At 66.2% G+C, this 15,835-nt stretch carries 18 protein-coding genes; 8 read left to right on the forward strand and 10 right to left on the reverse strand.

The features are described from left to right. Nucleotides 1-16: 16 nt before the first annotated feature. Nucleotides 17-1,291, forward strand: coding sequence for an MGH1-like glycoside hydrolase domain-containing protein (locus tag VW23_RS00415; RefSeq protein ID WP_069907630.1), 1,275 nt, complete (start codon nucleotides 17-19; stop codon nucleotides 1,289-1,291). Next, complete coding sequence (locus VW23_RS00420) at nucleotides 1,288-1,974, forward strand: PIG-L deacetylase family protein (RefSeq protein ID WP_069907631.1); 687 nt, start codon at nucleotides 1,288-1,290, stop codon at nucleotides 1,972-1,974. The genes VW23_RS00415 and VW23_RS00420 overlap by 4 nt, the downstream gene beginning before the upstream one ends. Nucleotides 1,975-2,153: 179 nt before the next feature. On the opposite strand, the gene VW23_RS00425 is transcribed toward VW23_RS00420, so the two are convergent. From VW23_RS00425 to VW23_RS00455, 7 genes are all read right to left on the reverse strand, one after another. Beyond that, the gene (locus tag VW23_RS00425) at nucleotides 2,154-3,002 is read right to left on the reverse strand and encodes a DMT family transporter (protein ID WP_069907632.1); all 849 of its coding nucleotides are present in this window, start codon (nucleotides 3,000-3,002) and stop codon (nucleotides 2,154-2,156) included. Beyond that, nucleotides 2,999-4,843: a glycoside hydrolase family 36 protein gene (locus VW23_RS00430; RefSeq protein ID WP_069907633.1), complete on the reverse strand. Its 1,845-nt coding sequence runs from the start codon at nucleotides 4,841-4,843 to the stop codon at nucleotides 2,999-3,001. The genes VW23_RS00425 and VW23_RS00430 overlap by 4 nt, the downstream gene beginning before the upstream one ends. Next, a complete protein-coding gene (locus tag VW23_RS00435; protein WP_069907634.1) occupies nucleotides 4,840-5,808 on the reverse strand; it encodes a Gfo/Idh/MocA family protein in 969 nt (322 codons plus the stop codon). Before VW23_RS00435 ends, VW23_RS00430 begins: the two co-directional genes overlap by 4 nt. Further along, a complete protein-coding gene (locus VW23_RS00440) occupies nucleotides 5,805-6,854 on the reverse strand; it encodes a zinc-dependent alcohol dehydrogenase (protein WP_201787991.1) in 1,050 nt (349 codons plus the stop codon). Before VW23_RS00440 ends, VW23_RS00435 begins: the two co-directional genes overlap by 4 nt. Before the next feature lie 255 nt (nucleotides 6,855-7,109). After that, on the reverse strand, nucleotides 7,110-7,637 hold the full coding sequence (locus VW23_RS00445; RefSeq protein WP_084645388.1) for a tetratricopeptide repeat protein: 528 nt from the start codon (nucleotides 7,635-7,637) through the stop codon (nucleotides 7,110-7,112). A gap of 143 nt (nucleotides 7,638-7,780) precedes the next feature. Beyond that, a complete protein-coding gene (gene cfa / locus VW23_RS00450; protein WP_069907635.1) occupies nucleotides 7,781-8,896 on the reverse strand; it encodes a cyclopropane fatty acyl phospholipid synthase in 1,116 nt (371 codons plus the stop codon). 124 nt (nucleotides 8,897-9,020) lie between these two features. Beyond that, the gene (locus VW23_RS00455) at nucleotides 9,021-9,935 is read right to left on the reverse strand and encodes a phosphotriesterase family protein (RefSeq protein WP_069907636.1); all 915 of its coding nucleotides are present in this window, start codon (nucleotides 9,933-9,935) and stop codon (nucleotides 9,021-9,023) included. 117 nt (nucleotides 9,936-10,052) lie between these two features. Between VW23_RS00455 and VW23_RS29610 the strand changes: the two genes are divergently transcribed. Then, on the forward strand, nucleotides 10,053-10,181 hold the full coding sequence (locus VW23_RS29610) for a hypothetical protein (protein ID WP_280138953.1): 129 nt from the start codon (nucleotides 10,053-10,055) through the stop codon (nucleotides 10,179-10,181). Between the two features lie 56 nt (nucleotides 10,182-10,237). Here VW23_RS29610 and VW23_RS00460 read toward each other — a convergent pair whose 3' ends face one another. Beyond that, nucleotides 10,238-11,188: a phytanoyl-CoA dioxygenase family protein gene (locus tag VW23_RS00460; protein WP_069907646.1), complete on the reverse strand. Its 951-nt coding sequence runs from the start codon at nucleotides 11,186-11,188 to the stop codon at nucleotides 10,238-10,240. A gap of 170 nt (nucleotides 11,189-11,358) precedes the next feature. On the opposite strand from VW23_RS00460, the gene VW23_RS00465 reads away from it, so the two are divergent. After that, nucleotides 11,359-12,225: a helix-turn-helix domain-containing protein gene (locus tag VW23_RS00465; RefSeq protein WP_069907637.1), complete on the forward strand. Its 867-nt coding sequence runs from the start codon at nucleotides 11,359-11,361 to the stop codon at nucleotides 12,223-12,225. Nucleotides 12,226-12,234: 9 nt separating this feature from the next. On the opposite strand, the gene VW23_RS00470 is transcribed toward VW23_RS00465, so the two are convergent. Both VW23_RS00470 and VW23_RS00475 read right to left on the reverse strand, forming a co-directional pair. Then, the gene (locus tag VW23_RS00470) at nucleotides 12,235-12,720 is read right to left on the reverse strand and encodes a hypothetical protein (protein WP_069907638.1); all 486 of its coding nucleotides are present in this window, start codon (nucleotides 12,718-12,720) and stop codon (nucleotides 12,235-12,237) included. 140 nt (nucleotides 12,721-12,860) lie between these two features. Next, a complete protein-coding gene (locus tag VW23_RS00475) occupies nucleotides 12,861-13,451 on the reverse strand; it encodes a hypothetical protein (RefSeq protein WP_069907639.1) in 591 nt (196 codons plus the stop codon). A 169-nt stretch (nucleotides 13,452-13,620) separates the two neighbouring features. Here VW23_RS00475 and VW23_RS00480 point away from each other — a divergent pair, with 169 nt between their 5' ends. From VW23_RS00480 to VW23_RS00495, 4 genes are all read left to right on the forward strand, one after another. Continuing rightward, a complete protein-coding gene (locus VW23_RS00480; RefSeq protein WP_176730288.1) occupies nucleotides 13,621-14,097 on the forward strand; it encodes a MarR family winged helix-turn-helix transcriptional regulator in 477 nt (158 codons plus the stop codon). Continuing rightward, a complete protein-coding gene (locus VW23_RS00485; RefSeq protein ID WP_069907641.1) occupies nucleotides 14,094-14,651 on the forward strand; it encodes a DinB family protein in 558 nt (185 codons plus the stop codon). Before VW23_RS00480 ends, VW23_RS00485 begins: the two co-directional genes overlap by 4 nt. A gap of 2 nt (nucleotides 14,652-14,653) precedes the next feature. Continuing rightward, nucleotides 14,654-15,283 (forward strand): DUF1294 domain-containing protein, encoded by a 630-nt coding sequence (locus tag VW23_RS00490; protein ID WP_069907642.1) that lies wholly within the window; start codon nucleotides 14,654-14,656, stop codon nucleotides 15,281-15,283. A gap of 57 nt (nucleotides 15,284-15,340) precedes the next feature. Further along, nucleotides 15,341-15,835 (forward strand): SRPBCC domain-containing protein (locus VW23_RS00495; RefSeq protein ID WP_069907643.1); only part of this gene is annotated, 495 nt, incomplete at its 3' end.

The following is a 15,835-nucleotide window of genomic DNA, read 5'->3' on the forward strand; positions in this document are numbered from 1 at the left end:
TGAGGAGTATCCCCCAATGAACCAGCAAACCGAGAAGATCTACGAGCACGCGCTCGAGGTGCTGAAGGAGAACGACCAGGGGAGCTACACCGTGCCCACCAAGGGGCTCTACCCCTTCCAGTGGAACTGGGACTCGTGCCTCACGGCGCTCGGGCAGTTCCACTATGACGAGGCCCGCGCCTGGACCGAAATCGAGACGCTATTCGCCAACCAATGGCCCGACGGCATGGTGCCGCACATCGTCTTCCATGTGTATTCGGATGGCTATTTCCCCGGCCCGAACGTCTGGGACACCAGGCGCCCCACCCCCACCTCGGGCATCACCCAGCCGCCGGTCGCCGGCTTTGCCATCAAGCGCCTCTACGATCGGGCCACCGACAAGGCCGAGGCGGCGAGGCGCGCCCGCGCGCTGCTGCCCAGGATCGACGCGTGGCATCGCTGGTTCTACGAAATGCGCGACCCCGGCCACGAGGGGCTGGTCGCCATCCTCCATCCCTGGGAGTCGGGCCGCGACAACTCGATCGACTGGGATGAGGCGTTCGAGCGCGTGCCCACCGATGGGGTCGAGCCCTATGTCCGGCGCGACACCCAGCATGCCGACCCGGCGCATCGCCCGACCAAGGCGCAGTACGATCGCTACCTCTACCTGGTGCAGCTGTTCCGCTCGCTCGGCTGGGACAATGCCAGGCTGCACGACGCCTCTCCGTTCAAGGTGGTGGATCCCGGCTTCAACGCCATCCTGATCCGCTCGGCCATGGATCTCGCCGCCCTCGCCGACGAGCTGGGCGAGCCCGAGCTCGCCGCCCGCAACCGCGCCCGCGCCGAGAACAGCCTCGCAGCGCTCGAAACGCTGTGGAGCGACAAGCATCAGCAGTATCTCTGCCGTGACCGGGTCACCGGCCAACTGATCGACTCGGCCTCGATCGGCGGCATCCTGCCGGTGTTCGCCGCGGTGCCCAAGGCGCGGGCCGAGGCGATTGCCCGGACCATCGAAAGGTGGGCCAATGAGGTCAAGTACATGGTGCCCTCGCACGATCCGGCCGACCCTCGCTTCGAGCCCAAGCGCTACTGGCGCGCGCCGGCCTGGCTGGTGATGAACTACATGATCCAGGATGGGCTGCGCAGCGCCGGCGAGACGGCGATGGCCGATCGCATCGTTACGTCCAGCCTCGAGCTGATTACCCAGTCGGGCTTTGCCGAATATTATGACCCGACCACGGGCGAGCCGTGTGGCGGCGGCCGCTTCACCTGGACCGCGGCCATGGTCATCGAGTTCCTGGAGGCGGCATGAAACTCGTCGCCATCGGCGCGCATCCCGATGACATCGAGATCCTGATGGGCGGTACGGTTGCCGCCTTCCAGGCGCAGGGCGACGAAGTGGTGGTCGCCATCGCCACCGATGGGGCCAAGGGCGGCACCATCGCGCCGGCCGAGCTGGTCAGAATCCGGCAGCAGGAAGCTGCGGCGGCGGCAGGCGTCTTCGGCCTCGTGCCGGTCATGCTTGGTTTCCCGGATGGCGGATTACGCGCCGACGCGCCGGTGATCGACCGCATCGCCGATTTCATCCGCGCCGAGCGCCCGCAGTTGGTCATCACCCACGCGCCGAACGATTATCACGGCGACCATCGTGCCCTCAGCGATGCGGTGCGCATCGCCACCAACATGGTGGCGCCGGTGTTGTGGATGGAAACCATCATGGGCGTCGGCTTCGTGCCCACCCATTACATCGACATCACGCCCTATATGGAGTTGAAGCGCGCCGCCATCCGCGCCCACCGCTCGCAGGACCCCGAGCGGTTCGTCGACATGGCGGAGCTGGGTGGGCGCTATCGCTCGGCCCAGTGCAACGCCAACCCGGGCTATGCCGAAGTGTTCCGCTTCGAGCCGGTGTTCCCGTTCGGCGACCCCCGCAACCTGCTGCCCCCCGCACCCGGCGTGCTGCCGGTGCGGGATCGTGGGGCAGGTAAGGCGTAGTTGTCATGCCCACCCACCGGCGTCATTCCCGCGAAGGCGGGAACCTAGTGGGATGCCGCAGCGCGGGTGGAGGCTGAGAGACCGCACTGGGTCCCCGCCTTCGCGGGGATGACACCGAGTTTGGGGGTGCCGTCGGGTTGATGAGCAACCTCGGGCTTCAGTGCTCGCGTCCCACCGCCCTAGGCTGCGCGCCGTGTCGTCAGCGTCAGCAGCCCGGCGACCACGATCACCGCGACGCCGGCGATGGCGAGCAGGTCGGGATATTCGGCGAAGAACAGCGCCCCGGCGGCGATGGCCCAGAACAGCTGGCTGTACTGGGCCTGCCCGAGCACGTTGGCCGGCGCCAGGCGGGCGGCCAGCAGCAGCGCGAACTGGCCGAGCGCGGCAAAACCGCCGGAGATCAGCATCAGGCCGACTTCCGGCATGGTCGGGGGCACATAATGCGTCGCCATCACCGCGCCGGTGAAGGCGATGCCGGCGAGCTGGGGAATGACCAGGAGGCTGGTGCGCCGTTCGGTGCCGGCGATGCGGCGCAGCACCGTCACCGTCACCGCGATGCAGATGGCGGTCGCCAGCGCCGCGAGATGGCCGAACTCCACGGCGCGCAGCCCTGGCCGGATCACCAGCAAGACACCGCCAAAGCCGAGCGCCATGGCGAGCCAGCCGCGCCAGCTCACCCGCTCGCCCAACAGGGTGATCGAGAACAGCGTGACGATGAAGGGCGACATGAAGATCAGCGCATAGGCCTCGGCGAAGGGGATCGAGGTGAAGGCAATCACCCCGAAAATGCCGGCGCCGATGCCGCTCAGCGAGCGCAGCGCCACCAGCCGGGGGTGACGCACCTTGAGCAGGTCGCGCCAGCGTTCGCCCCTGGGCCGCATGAACAGCATGGCGATGCCGGCGAAGACCGAGACGAAGAAGCCGATCTCGAACACCGACAGGCGCTCGGCGCCGACGGTCTTGATCGCCGCATCGCCCCAGGCCATGGCGCCATAGGCGAGAAAGCCGAGCAGCACGCCGACGTTCATGGCGCGATCTGGAACAGGCGGGACTGGTGCGGGCGGAGGCGTACCAGAATGCCGCCACTCTCGGTTGCCACCGCTGCACCGTCTTCGGTGACGCCACCCTCTCCGCCGGCCAGCTCCCAGCCGATCAGTCGCTCGGTGGCATCGTCACCGGTGTTGAAGACATTGACCAGCACTCTGCCGTCTGGTCGGCGCACGCGCTGTACCAACAGCGGATCGCCTTCGCTCACCGCCATCGGCGCGCCGGTCGGTGTGGTCCCGAGGCGATAGCGCAGCGCGGTCTGGCCCAGCAGCGGGAACTCGCAGGCGTAGGGAACGCCGTCGGCGGCCAGCTCGGCCAGCAGCTGGCGGCGTGGCTCGGGCACCTGGTCGAGCTGGTCCGACGTCATCAGCACGCCGCCCGCAAGCCCGGCGAACAGCGCCAGCGAATGCACCTGGTCGTCACTGAGATCGTGGAAGCGGTCGCGCAGCAGGATGCAGTCGGGATCGGCCTGCCACAGGATGCCGCTGGCATAGTTGCGCGCCGTCTGGTCGCGCAGCAGCGACTCCGCTGAATAGTGCCCCTTCCAGCTCACGCCGATATCGCGGCCGATGCGCATGGCATCGACGAGGCCGACCGGCGCCCATAGCGGCGAACCGCAGAGCAGCCACTGGGCTTCGCCGATTTCCTCGCGGATCAGGCGCGCCAGCTTCATCCAGATGGCGATGCGGCTCAGCCCCTGCTGATGCCAGACGGCTTCGTCCGGTCCGTAGAGCGAGCCGAGATGCATGAAGTCGGTCTTGAAGTAGCCGCAGCCCCAGTCCTGCGCCCAGGTGCGGAACACCTCCCGGATATAGGCCTCCGCCTCCGGGTGAGTGAGGTCGAGCACGTAGTATTCTTCGCTGCGCTTGTGCCAGCGGAACTCGCCATAGAAGGTCATCGGCGCCAGCGGCTTGCCGGTGGTCCGGCTTTTCACCACCCAGTCGGGATGTGCCGCATAGAGCTTGGAGCGGTTGCCCACCATGAAGGGCGCGATCCACAGGCCCGGCGTAAACCCCTTATCGCGGGCCGCATCGAGCACCGGCTTGATGCCGTTCGGAAATTGCGGCTTCAACTCGAGCCAATCGCCCATTTCCGGGGTGAAGCCATCGTCGACGAGAAAGATGTCGAACGGCGACTGCTTTTCGTCGCGGAACCGCGCCGCGGCATCGAGATGCTCGTGGAGCGCCGGCTCGCCGATGGAGGCGTAGAGATTGTACCACGAGCACCAGCCGCTGAGCCGGCGCTCGGGGAGCCGCGGGGCCAGCGGCGCGGCCTCTGCCACCAGCCGGGCCCAGCGGCGCAGGGCGGTTTCGATATCATCGTCGGCGAAGACCACCAGCTCTTCGGTGGCGATCTCGCCCCGATGCGGCACGCGGTCGATCAGCGTCTCGATATCGATGCTGAGCGGCCCGGCGATATCGAAACGGAAGCGCGACTGATAGCGGTCGTGGCGCAGGAAGCCGATCACCGTCGTCCCTACGCCACCATGCGGCAGCAGCGCCGTCATCGCATAGCCGTTGGTGAGCTTCGGATCCGCCTTCGCGACCTCGCGCGCCGCTCCAGGCTCGACGAAGAAGCTGCCGTCCCAGCTCATGTAGCCGTTGCGCAGGTATTGCCGCACATTGCCGGCGGTGAGGCGGAGGCCGATCGAGGCGATGCGCCGCTCGCCGGCAAACTCGTCGAGCACGACGCGCAACCGGTCGGCGTTCCGGACGAGCCGCATGCGGCTGCCATCGCTGAGCCGCCAGGCGCCGTCGGCTTCCACCGTATGGGCCGGCACCACGCCATCGAGCAGCGGCGTGAACTCGTGCAGCACGATCACAGCGACACCTCGCGCTTCTCGTCGGCAGCGCGTCGTGCCGCCAGCACCAGCTGCAGCGTCGCCAGCCCGTCGCCGAGCGGCACCCGCGGCGGCCGCCGCTCGGCGATGGCGTCGCGCAGGTCGGCGATTTGCGCCGCGAACGGGTTGCTGGTCATCGCCACCGTCTCGCTCGCCACCTCGCCCTCGGTGCGGACAATCTCGGCATTGTTCCAGTCGGCAAAAATGCCGGTCGCGCGCTCGGCGACGATCTGCCAACCCTTCATCCAGCGGCCCGGCACCGCGATGTTCGAGGCATGCAGCACGGCGATGCGGCCGTCGTCATAGCCGAAGATCATCGCGCTCATATCCTCGCTGCTGTAGCCGGGGGTGTGCGTGTGCCGAAAGTTCGAAGACCGGGCGACGACCGAGCTGGGCATTCCCATCGTGCTGCGCTGCAGGTCGACGATGTGGATCAGTTGCTCGACCATCTGCCCACCCGACATCTCGCGATCCCGCCACCATGGCGCGTGCAGCGCGTTGCAGTGAAAGCTGCCTGAGAAATGTCCGGTCCGTCCGGTCGCCCCGGCTGCGTCCAGAGCCGTCCAGCGTTCCACCGCCCCGCCGAACCGGTACATGAACCCGCAGGCGGCGGTGACCTTATCGGTCGCCGCGACCATCGCCCGCGCCCGGCCCAGATCGAGGGAGATCGGCTTTTCCACCAGCACGTTGACCCCGGCTGTGGCGATCGCCTCGACCTCACCGGCATGGGCTCCCGGCGGCAGCGCCACGATCACCAGGTCGAGTTCGGCCTCGCCCAGCATCCGGTCGAGCTGCGCATAAGCGGTGCCGCCGTGCCGGGTGCTGAAGGCCTGCGCCGTCTCGAAGCTGCGGCTGGTCGCGGCGACCAGTTCGACCCCTTCGACCTCCGCGACGGCGGCGGCGTGCCTCGCGGCGATGCCGCCAGTCCCGAGGATACCGACCCTCATGACGCCGCTCCGAAATCCAATACCGACTGGAGGATCGCCGGATCGCCCCGGTCGAGCCGCTCGAACAGCGCCGGCGCATCGGCGAACGGCACGGTGTCGGTGATCAGCGGCAGCAGGTTGAGCCTTTGCTCATGCTGCAGCCGCACCGCCGTCTGCCACAGCCGCAGCTTGCTCCAGCGGTGGCTGGCGTCGGGCGCGACGCCCGAGATCTGGCTCGAGATCAGTTCGATGCGGTTGTGGTGGAATTCATCCCCAAGCTGCAGGCCACGCGCCTCGCCCTGGAAGAACCCCATCGCGACGACGCGGCTCGCATAGGCCACCGTCCGCATCGCCTCGGCAAGCGCCGGGGCGGCGCCGGACACTTCGATGCAGATATCGGCGCCGCGACCGCCGGTTTCGCCCTTGATGATATCGGCGATCGATTGCGCCGTCGGGTCGAGCGTGCGGTCAGCGCCGAGCTGTTCCGCCATGGCGCGGCGGCTGGCGACCGGATCGACGCCGATCACCGTGGCACCCGAGGCGCGCGCCGCCTGCAGCACGATCTGGCCCGGCACCCCAAGGCCGAAGACCACGACGAGATCACCCATGCGGATGCGCGCATCGTGCACGCCGTTGAGCGCCACGGCGCCGATATGGCTGAAAATGCCGATGCGTGGATCGGCCCCGCCGGGGATCAGCCGGTCGGCGGCGTCGGCCTCGGCCATCACCTGCACGGTGCGGTGGCCCCAGGTGCCGAACACCCGGTCGCCGACCCTCACCCGCGTCACCGCGGCTCCGGTTTCGACGATCTCGCCGGCTTCCTCATAGCCGAGGTTGCGGACCGGGAAGCTCCAGCTCGGTTCCCCGTCGCGGAAGACACGGTTGGCGAGGTCCCACTGCCGGTTCATGAACGGCGAGGTGCCGCGATACTGGCTGAGCTCGGTGCCGGCGCTGATGCCGGAGACGAGGGTCCGGATGCGAACCTCGCCGGGGCCCAGCGGATTGACGGACAACTCCTCGAACGCCAACTGCCGGACGGCAGTCAGCATCAGGCCTCGCTCGGTCACGAATTCCTCCCACTCGCCGATTTTCGACGATTGCAAACGTTTAAAACATCTATATCGAGCAAGATGTCTGAAAGCGAGAGGGTGTTTTAGCGGCTGGGTATGCGTCTACGCTGCGTGGCGGATCAGGCGAAGCTCGGCCGCAATCGCGACCCAGGATCAGTCCTTCGATCAGGCGATGCTCATTCGTATCGTAGCCGCAGCGATTGATGTGTGGTTGCCGGCATCGGTCCCGACGCCGGCAACCGTTGAGATGCCTCAGCTCTTGGTGGCGATGAACTTGGCCAGCGCTTGGTATTCCTTGCAGCTCGTGTTGCCGCAGAGCATTTCGAGGGTCGCCAGCTGCTTGTTGGCCTTGGCCAGCTGGCCGATCTCGACATAGAGCTCGCCCAGATACTCATTGGCACCCTTGTGCCGCGGGTCGAGCTTCAGCGCCTTGAGATAGAAGCCCTGGGCATTCTTGTAATCGCCGCTCTTGCGCAGCGAGTAGCCGAGCAGGTTGTTGGCCTCGGCGCTACGCGGGTCGGCACGGACGATCTGCTTCAGCATGGTCGCGGCCGATTTCCATTTCTGGGCCCGGATCAAGGCTCGCGCGTCGTTGAGCGATGGCCCGCGCACTTCGCTGCGCGAGCCGGAATCGGAGCTCGAATCGTAGCCTCCACCGCCTCCGCTGCTGCCGCCCCCGCCACCGCCGCCGCCATCCACGGCGAGCACCGGTGCGGCTGCCAGCATTCCGGCAACCAGCGTCAACACTGTCAGAGTCTTCGTGAGCAACTTCAATGGCATCTGGGTCTCCCTTTGGCCATGCTCCCCCTAGCCGCCGCAACGGTGGCTACGAGGAACAACACCGGGTGGACCGAGTTATTCCCGCCGGAACGGTGGGTGGGCCGGATCGAGCCTGGCGACCGAGCGATTTAGCCGTCGCGTTCTCAGGACACGCGGCGATAGCCGCCGCGCACCCCGTCGGGGCTCAGCACCAGCTGCCACAGGTGGATGTTGCGGGCGCGGAACATGGCGGCGAAGACGTGCAGGTAGAAGCGCCACATGCGCCAGAAGCGGTCGCCGTACTTGTCACGCAGGCTTGGCCAGGCGGCGTCGAAATTAGCCCACCAGGCCATCAGGGTCCTGTCGTAGTCAGCGCCGAAATTGTGCCAGTCCTCCATGACGAAGACCCGCTCGCTGGCCGCGGCGATCTGCTTGATCGAGGGCAGCATACCGTTGGGAAAGATGTACTTTTCGGACCACGGGTCGCCGTGGGTGGAGCTGAAATTGTTGCCGATGGTGTGGAGCAGGAACAGCCCGCCGGGCGTGAGCAGCGAGCGGACCTTCCTCAGGTAGGTCTCGTAGTTCTTGTAGCCGACATGCTCGAACATGCCGATCGAGACCACCCGGTCGAACTGCCCCTCGAGCGCCATGTAGTCCATCAGCCGCGTCTCGATCGGCAGGTTGCCCTTGCTCGCTTCGGCATAGGCCGCCTGTTCCTTCGAGATGGTGATGCCGACGCCCTCGATGCCGTAGCGCTCGGCGGCGAACTTCAGGAACCCACCCCAGCCCGAGCCGATATCGAGGATCCGCATCCCAGGCTGGAGCCCGATCTTCCTGCAGATCAGGTCGAGCTTGGCTTCCTGCGCCGCGTCGAGCGTCGTCGCCTCGGCCCAGTAGCCGCAGGAATAGATCATCCGTTTGTCGAGCATCATGGCATAGAGGTCGTTGCCGATGTCGTAGTGCCGCTCGCCCACCTCGGTGACACGGGCGCGCTGCAGGTTCAGCAGCTTGCCGCGTACGAAGCTCAGCGCCAGCCCGATATCGGGCTTCAGATGCGCGTAGATGTCGTACTCGAGCAGCTTGTAGATGAACTGGTCGAGCGCGTCGGTATCGAACCAGCCATCCATATAGGCTTCGCCGAAACCGAGCGTACCGTGGCTGATGACGCGGCCCCACAATCGGTCGTCATGCACGGTGACATCGAAGGGCCGGCTGCCGCCGAGTTCGATGCCTGCGTCTTTGAGGATGGAGGTGAAATAGGACTTTGGCCCGGCGCTCATCGCGGAACCTCGATAGTTATGATCCTAACGAAATTCTAGCGCCACTTCGATTGCCGGACAAGCCCCGGCAACGCCATGCTGCCATTCGCTATTCTGGGTTGTCGATCCCGATGCGCTACCGTTGTCAGCGCGCAAATGCCTCGAACGGATTGCTGACGGTGAGTTGCCGGATCACCGCCTCATCGATCCCCCTGGTGCGCAGCAGCGGCAGCATTACGTCGCTCAGGTGCGTGTACGGGGTCGGGGTGCCGCCGCCGGGGATGGCCGGATCGTACCAGCCGCGATCATGGCTGAGCAGCAGTTGCGAGCCGAGGTCGGCATCGAGCGCCCGGACGATCAGTTCGCTCACCGCCGCATCGGGGGCGCGGCCGACATGGTCGTATTCGATCCAGGCGCCGCGCTGCGCCACAGCGATGTTGAGGCCGAAATCCTTCTCTTCCTGGGTATGGATCGAGATGAAGCGGTCAGCGCGATAACCCTCGGCCTCGATGATATCGAGCTGGTCCATCACCACCCGGCCCTTGATGGTGTGGCTGCCGATCACCGCCCCGGTGCGTTGCGCCGCCCGCGCTGCAGCCCGGAGGATCTTGGCCTCGAGCGGCGTGATGCCGTCATCGCCGGCGGAAATCTTGATCCAGGCAGCTTTGACCCCGGTCTCGCCCACACCCTCGGCGAGATCGCGAAACATCTGCGCCTCGAGGTCGGCCTCGCTGGCGTCGCGCACCCAATCGGGGATCCAGGGTTCGCGATAGTTGCCGGTGGGAACGACAATCGGCAGGCCGGTGGCCTGGCTGACGGCGAGATCGATATCGACGCGGAGGCCGACGCCGCCGGTCGAGCACTCGACCAGCGCGGTGATGCCGCGCGCCTTGATCGCCTCGATCTGGGGGCTCATCACCCGCACCACGTCCTGTGGATCGGCCTCGGCATAGCCGGGCTGATCGGGGGTGCGCAGATCGACGAACACGTGCTCGTGCGGCAGGATCATGCCGAGCTCGTCGGCCCGCTTCGGCCCGAGCGTGGTGTGCAGCAGTTTCATGGTGTCTCCTCGAGGAGGAACATCCCCGAGTTCGACGCTGAAGGCAAACCGTTACGCTCGTCCGCTTCTGCCGGCCTGCTACAGGCTTACCACGCTGGCGTCGGAGAATCAGCCGGCGTGCTGATCAATGCCGGACTGGTACGCGACGTGCTGGCCAATGGCGCACCCAACGCTAAGAGCTGGGGCGAAACCGCCGCGACGCGGCTGCTGGTCAACGCCCTGGTCAACATGGCCAGCTGCCGCTGAAAACGCGCGAGGCGGCAGTCGCCTGCCGCCTCGTCACCTTGGTTGTTCCAGCGCGCTCAGCCCCAGCTGCGCAGCCCGAGCAGCTTTTCACCCAGTTCGGTGAGCTTTGCAGTTTCGGCGTGGTTTTTTTCCCAGTCGCGCGGATCGCCGGGGAAGGCGTCGCGCTGGGGGTGGTCGAGTTCGCGCCACAGCCGCACCCGCTCGGCCCGCTCGAGTACGTCGTCCTCGTTGGCCGGGAACATCGAGATGTACTGCGCCATGCGCACCCGGTTGCCTGAGTTGATCGAGTGGTTGGGCCTGACGCCATGCGCCAGGAGGGTATTGAAGATCATCAGGTCGCCCGGCTCCATTTCGATATTGGTGATCTTGAGGCCGGTGGTATCGGGGTGCATCGGATCGCGGTCAGCGGGCTGGGTCTTCACCCAGGTGTCAAAATCGTAGAACAGCTCGGGAATGCACTGGAAGCCGCCGATATCGCCGTCCTGCTTGACGAGGCTCAAGACGCCCTGCACGCCGATCGGCAGGGGATCAAGCGAGGTGTCGCTGTCCCAGTGGATGAAGCCGTTCTGGTTCGGGCCGGGCACGAGCTTGGGCGGGTTGAGGTTGGCGCGGTCGATCGACACCCACAGTTCCTCGATGTCCCAGATATCGACGAAGGCATCGTAGACCCGCTGCTGCTGGCGATTGTCCCACAGGTACTGGTGGTTGTAGATCTCCACCATGCCGGTGCCGTTGAGCTCCTTCATGAGGTGATCGCGCCGCTGCGGCGTGTACCAGGTTGCGGGATCGTTGGGGTCCTTCTCCTCAAATTCCCAGAGCAAGGCCTTGAGCCGCTCGACATGCGCCGCGTCGACGGCATTGCGAACAATCACGTAGCCGCGCTCCTGCCAGTGCTTGAAATCCGCTTCGCTCAGCACCCTGAGCGGCAGGGTCTTGTTGATGTCCTTGAGCTGCGTGGTGACTTTCTGCGTGGTGGGATGCGAGTCCCGCTTGATCCCAGCCGCCATGCCTTGCAGCGCCATCCCCTGAGCCATCGACATCATCGTCCTCCATCTGATGTTCCCCCCTCGGGGATCGGTTTCGATGCAGAGAAGCTATGGCCGCTACGCCCCGGCATGTTGCCGTGCTCCGGCCAGTTCTGATACTATTCTGGCGTTGACAGGGGGCGCTCGGCACGATGAAGCCGCTTCTCGAGAAGGTTATGCCGCCGGAAGGCGCTTCCTGGGCGTGGCTCGACCGCCAGCTCGATGACGCCATTCCATTCCAGTGGCACCACCACCCCGAGTTCGAGCTGACCCTCACCCTCAACTCGGTCGGACAGCGTTTCATCGGCGATCACATCGGCGACTATGACGACGGCGACCTGGTGCTGATCGGCCCCAACCTGCCGCACACCTGGGCCAGCCGCGACAAGCGCGATCCCGCCGCCCCGCACGTGGCACGGGTGATGTGGTTCCACCCCGATTGGGCCGAGGGCCTGACAAAGCTGCTGGCTGAACTCCGCCCCGTCGCCGACCTGCTGGCGCGGGCGCAGCGTGGGCTCAAATTCTCGAACGCGGCCTCCGATGCCGTCCGCCCGCTGATCGACGCGCTGTTCGCCCGCCCGCCGGCTGACCGGCTCAGCCTATTGATCGACATCCTGCGCCGTCTCGCCGAGGACGGCGCCGCCACGCCGCTCGCCAGTTCCGCCGCGGTGCCGCATCACTCCGCCGACCGCACCCGCATCGACCGGGTGCTCGATGTCATCCACACCCACTACATGGAGCCGCTGTCGATCGATGCGCTCGCGGACATTGCCGCGCTCTCGCCCTCCGGGCTCCACCGGATGTTCGTCCGCCATATGCGCAGTCCCGTGTCAGTCTACATCACCCGCCTCAGACTCGGCGAAGCCTGTGCGCTGCTCTCCGGCACCGAAAGGCCGATAGCCCACGTCGCGTCCGACGTGGGCTATGAGTCGCTCGCCAATTTCAACCGCCAGTTCAAGGCGGCCAAGCGGATGACGCCGCGGCAGTACCGGCAGAAGTTTGCCGTCGGTCGCCGCTAGATAGTAGGATCAGAGCCCGGTCGGCTTGATCGAGCAGGGCGTGCCAGCCTTGGCAGCCCCGTCGAGCAGGTCGGCAACGCGCACATCCGCACCGGCCTGAAGGCCACGCTTCAGTTGCACATAGCCCTGGGCGCCATAACGCTTGACGCTCCAACGCAGCTTGGTGCCCGCCGGGATATCGATGGTGCCGACATTGGCGACCAGCAGATCGGCGCCACCGACCTGACAATCGAGGGCGAGACTGCCGTTCCGCACCGCCAACCGCAGCTTTGCGCCGCTGAGTACGGCGTCATTGATGCCGGCCTCGGGGTTGGTGAGGACCGCCCGGTTGATATGATCTTCCGCAGTGGGAAGGACGGCGTCGTTGATGTGATCTTCCGTCGTTCCGGTGACCGCGTCGCTGAGGCCGCCGATCGGATCGTAGGCCGAAGCAACGCCGGTGCCGAGCAACAGCGTGGTGATCGCCACGAGGGCGAGGCAGTTCATCTTATGCATTGGGATTTCCCTTGGAGCGGCAGGGGTTGCCGCTTCGTTGGGCGCCGTATCGCTGCCGCGGCTTGAACCCGGATTGAGCAGCATGTTCAGGTGAAGTTCACAGGCTGAGGTCCCGGCGACGACCGGGACCTCGCCGTCGGTCAAAGCCCGATGGCCTTGGCCGAGCAGACGGTGCCGGCCTCGACACCGCCCGGCAGCACGTTGCTGAGCTTGAGCGCCTTGCCCGGCTGTAGCGCCTTGCCGAGGCTGGCGACGCCGCTGATGCCCGCCGCCTTCCACTTGAACTGGGTACCGACCGGCAGCGCCACCACGCCGGCATTGGCGATACGCAGGTCGTCCGGGAACTCGCTCGGCGTGCCCGAGACGACGCAACTGAGCGCCGCGCCCAGCTTCACGTTGGCGCTGAGCTGGGCGCCCTTTGCCTTGCCACCTTTGCCGGGCGCGCCGTTGCCCATGTCGATGCCCAGATCGACGACATCGACCGGCGGATTGAGCACCTCGAAGAGGTCGTCATTGATGGTGACCTCAAGTTCGGGCTGCGGATTGAAGATGCTGCCGAAATCCGGCGAGTCATGATCCGGCCTCTCCTGGTGGAAGATGTCGCCGGGGTGCGAGTCGCCGCCCGAACCCGAGTCGCCGAGGCCCGGGATGTGAATACCACCCGCCGAAGCGAGGCTGGTGCTGAGCAGGATCGCCGCGAGGGCGAGGCTTGCCGATCTGGTCACGTTCATTTCAGTCTCCTGGTGCCGGGAGGGGACGGCGCCGGTCATCCGGTCGCCGGTCCAGCATTCCCGGTGGATGACTGGACGGCGGCCTTATGACGGGCTTCCACTGAACCGGCTTTGAGCGCAGTATTTATTGCGCGTTCATAATAGTTGTGGATTTACAATGATTCCAAATATGCAAGTAATTGCCGCTGCCGACCCGCAGAGCCCGATGGCGCAGTTCCTGCGGCTGATGTCGGCGCAACTGCTGTCGAGCACCGCCCGTGACCTCAGGCACGAGAACATGTCGCTGGCAGAAGTTGCCTCGCTCTACCTGCTCGATCGCGACAAGGCGCTGAGGATCAACAGCCTTGCCACCGCCCTGGCGCTGTCGCTGCCGGCGGCGAGCCGGGTCGCCAGCACTCTGGTGGAGCGCGGCTTCGTCGCGCGCGCCGAGGACCCGGACGATCGGCGCGCCAAGGTACTGACCCTCACCGCCGAAGGTACCGAGCTGCTCAACACCCTGAGCGGCAACCTCGTGGGGGAAGTGTCGCGCGTCCTCGCCACCGCCAACACGCCGGTCAGCAACCGGTTGGCGCAGCTGTTCGGCAGCATGGTCGCCGACGGCATGGCGGCTCCGAGCAAACCCGTCGAACCCGGAGACAAGCCATGAGTACCGCCACCCGCATCATGCGCAAGCTGGCGCAGAACAACCGGCTCGCCAACCACCGGCTGCTTACCGCCTGCCTCAAGCTGCAGCCGGGCGAGTTCGAGGCGGTGCGCACGAGCTTCTTTCCGACGTTCAAAGAGACGCTCAACCACATCCTCACCATCGACTGGTTCTATGTCGATGCGCTGGAAGGCGGCACGCTAGGGCCCAAAGCCTGGGATCCGGAGGAGCCGTTCGACGCCATCGGGCCGCTGGCGGCAGCGCAGTTCGCCGTCGATGAACGCCTTCTCGCCTTCTGCACCGATCTCACCGACGCCCGGCTCGCCGCCGAAACCCGGGTGCACCGCACCGGCCGCATCCAGGTCGAGCGCACCGATGACCTGCTGCTGCATCTGTTCATGCACCAGACCCACCATCGCGGGCAGGTGCATGCCATGCTGGCCGGCAGCTCGGTGAAACCGCCGCAGCTCGACGAGTTTCTCACCGCCAGCGATTTCCGCGACCGGGTCGACGACATGGCGGCGCTCGGTTGGAACGAAGCGGAACTCGGCGCATAGCGATGGCTCGGCAGAGTGGCGAACTGGTCCAGTGGAACGACGAGCGCGGCTTCGGCTTCATCGCCGCCGACGATGGCGAGCGGCGCTTCGTACATATCAGCGATATCGGACGGATCGCCACGCGGCCGCGCGTCGGCGATCGGGTGTCGTTCACGCTCGGGCGCGGGAGCGACGGGCGGCTGGCTGCCAAGGACGTCAAAATCGCCGGCGCCAACCCGCTCAACGTGGAAGCGAGGCGCCGCGGCGCGCCAACACCCACCGCACCGAGCATCGGCGGGCGTGGGGTGGGAGCCGGCAGCATCGTGGCGCTCGCCCTCGCCGATTACTTGCTTGGTCGGGTGCCCGTCTGGCTGCCCATCGCATACCTGGTGCTGGGGGCGGTCAGCATCGCGGTCTACTGGTTCGACAAGCGGGCCGCGGAAACAGACCGCTGGCGAGTCACAGAGAAAAGCCTTCACCTCATCGACGCGATCGGTGGCATCGCCGGCGGGCTCGTCGCGCAGCAGCTGCTCCGCCACAAGACCAGCAAGCAGAGCTTCATCGTGGTCACCATGCTGATCGCCGTCGTGCACGTCGCGGTGCTGGCGAGCCTCGGCCTCGGGTGGTGGACATTCGCCGAAGTCCTGGCTTAGCCATTGACCCTGGCAGCGCCCACACTTACTAAAGCTGTGACTTAAGTGAGGCCCGCGATGGACGATCTTGCATCGGCACATGACCACCGGTTCGACATTGTCACCAGCCGGGTGCTGAACGCCTCGCCGGCGGCGGTGTTCGCCGCCTTTGCCGATCCCCGGGTACTGTCGAGCTGGTGGGGACCCAAGGGGTTTCGCGACACCATCCATGCCTTCGACTTTCGCGTCGGCGGCATCTGGCGGCATACGCTGCACAATCCTGATGGACGCGAGCATGAGAACGAAGCGCGCTTTACCGTGATCGAACCCGACGCGCGCGTCGAGTACGACCACAACTCGGGCAAGCATTTCACCCTGAGCTTCAGGCCGGCGCCGGGCGGCAAGACGCTGTTCTCGCTCGGTATGACGTTCGAGAGCGCCGAGGCGCAGCGCGCGGCTCGGGAGCTGGTCAGCCGCTCCAATGACGAGAATATCGACCGGCTGGCAGCGGTGCTGAGGCCGCCCAGTCTCTTCGTTCCATCTGATGCTTCCGACGAGCGCACCAGTGTCGAG

It is taken from the genome of Devosia insulae DS-56 (assembly GCF_000970465.2).
GTDB lineage: Bacteria > Pseudomonadota > Alphaproteobacteria > Rhizobiales > Devosiaceae > Devosia_A > Devosia_A insulae.

What these genes read in the sequence shown, in the direction of transcription:
- VW23_RS00420 (WP_069907631.1), top strand. Translation starts at nt 1,288, where the DNA reads ATGAAACTCGTCGCCATCGGCGCGCATCCCGATGACATCGAGATCCTG.
- VW23_RS00475 (WP_069907639.1), bottom strand. Translation starts at nt 13,451, where the DNA reads ATGAACGTGACCAGATCGGCAAGCCTCGCCCTCGCGGCGATCCTGCTC.
- VW23_RS00435 (WP_069907634.1), bottom strand. Translation starts at nt 5,808, where the DNA reads ATGAGGGTCGGTATCCTCGGGACTGGCGGCATCGCCGCGAGGCACGCC.
- VW23_RS00415 (WP_069907630.1), top strand. Translation starts at nt 17, where the DNA reads ATGAACCAGCAAACCGAGAAGATCTACGAGCACGCGCTCGAGGTGCTG.
- VW23_RS00455 (WP_069907636.1), bottom strand. Translation starts at nt 9,935, where the DNA reads ATGAAACTGCTGCACACCACGCTCGGGCCGAAGCGGGCCGACGAGCTC.
- VW23_RS00485 (WP_069907641.1), top strand. Translation starts at nt 14,094, where the DNA reads ATGAGTACCGCCACCCGCATCATGCGCAAGCTGGCGCAGAACAACCGG.
- VW23_RS00490 (WP_069907642.1), top strand. Translation starts at nt 14,654, where the DNA reads ATGGCTCGGCAGAGTGGCGAACTGGTCCAGTGGAACGACGAGCGCGGC.
- VW23_RS00445 (WP_084645388.1), bottom strand. Translation starts at nt 7,637, where the DNA reads ATGCCATTGAAGTTGCTCACGAAGACTCTGACAGTGTTGACGCTGGTT.
- VW23_RS00465 (WP_069907637.1), top strand. Translation starts at nt 11,359, where the DNA reads ATGAAGCCGCTTCTCGAGAAGGTTATGCCGCCGGAAGGCGCTTCCTGG.
- VW23_RS00470 (WP_069907638.1), bottom strand. Translation starts at nt 12,720, where the DNA reads ATGCATAAGATGAACTGCCTCGCCCTCGTGGCGATCACCACGCTGTTG.
- VW23_RS00460 (WP_069907646.1), bottom strand. Translation starts at nt 11,188, where the DNA reads ATGGCGGCTGGGATCAAGCGGGACTCGCATCCCACCACGCAGAAAGTC.
- VW23_RS00480 (WP_176730288.1), top strand. Translation starts at nt 13,621, where the DNA reads ATGCAAGTAATTGCCGCTGCCGACCCGCAGAGCCCGATGGCGCAGTTC.
- VW23_RS00425 (WP_069907632.1), bottom strand. Translation starts at nt 3,002, where the DNA reads ATGAACGTCGGCGTGCTGCTCGGCTTTCTCGCCTATGGCGCCATGGCC.
- cfa (WP_069907635.1), bottom strand. Translation starts at nt 8,896, where the DNA reads ATGAGCGCCGGGCCAAAGTCCTATTTCACCTCCATCCTCAAAGACGCA.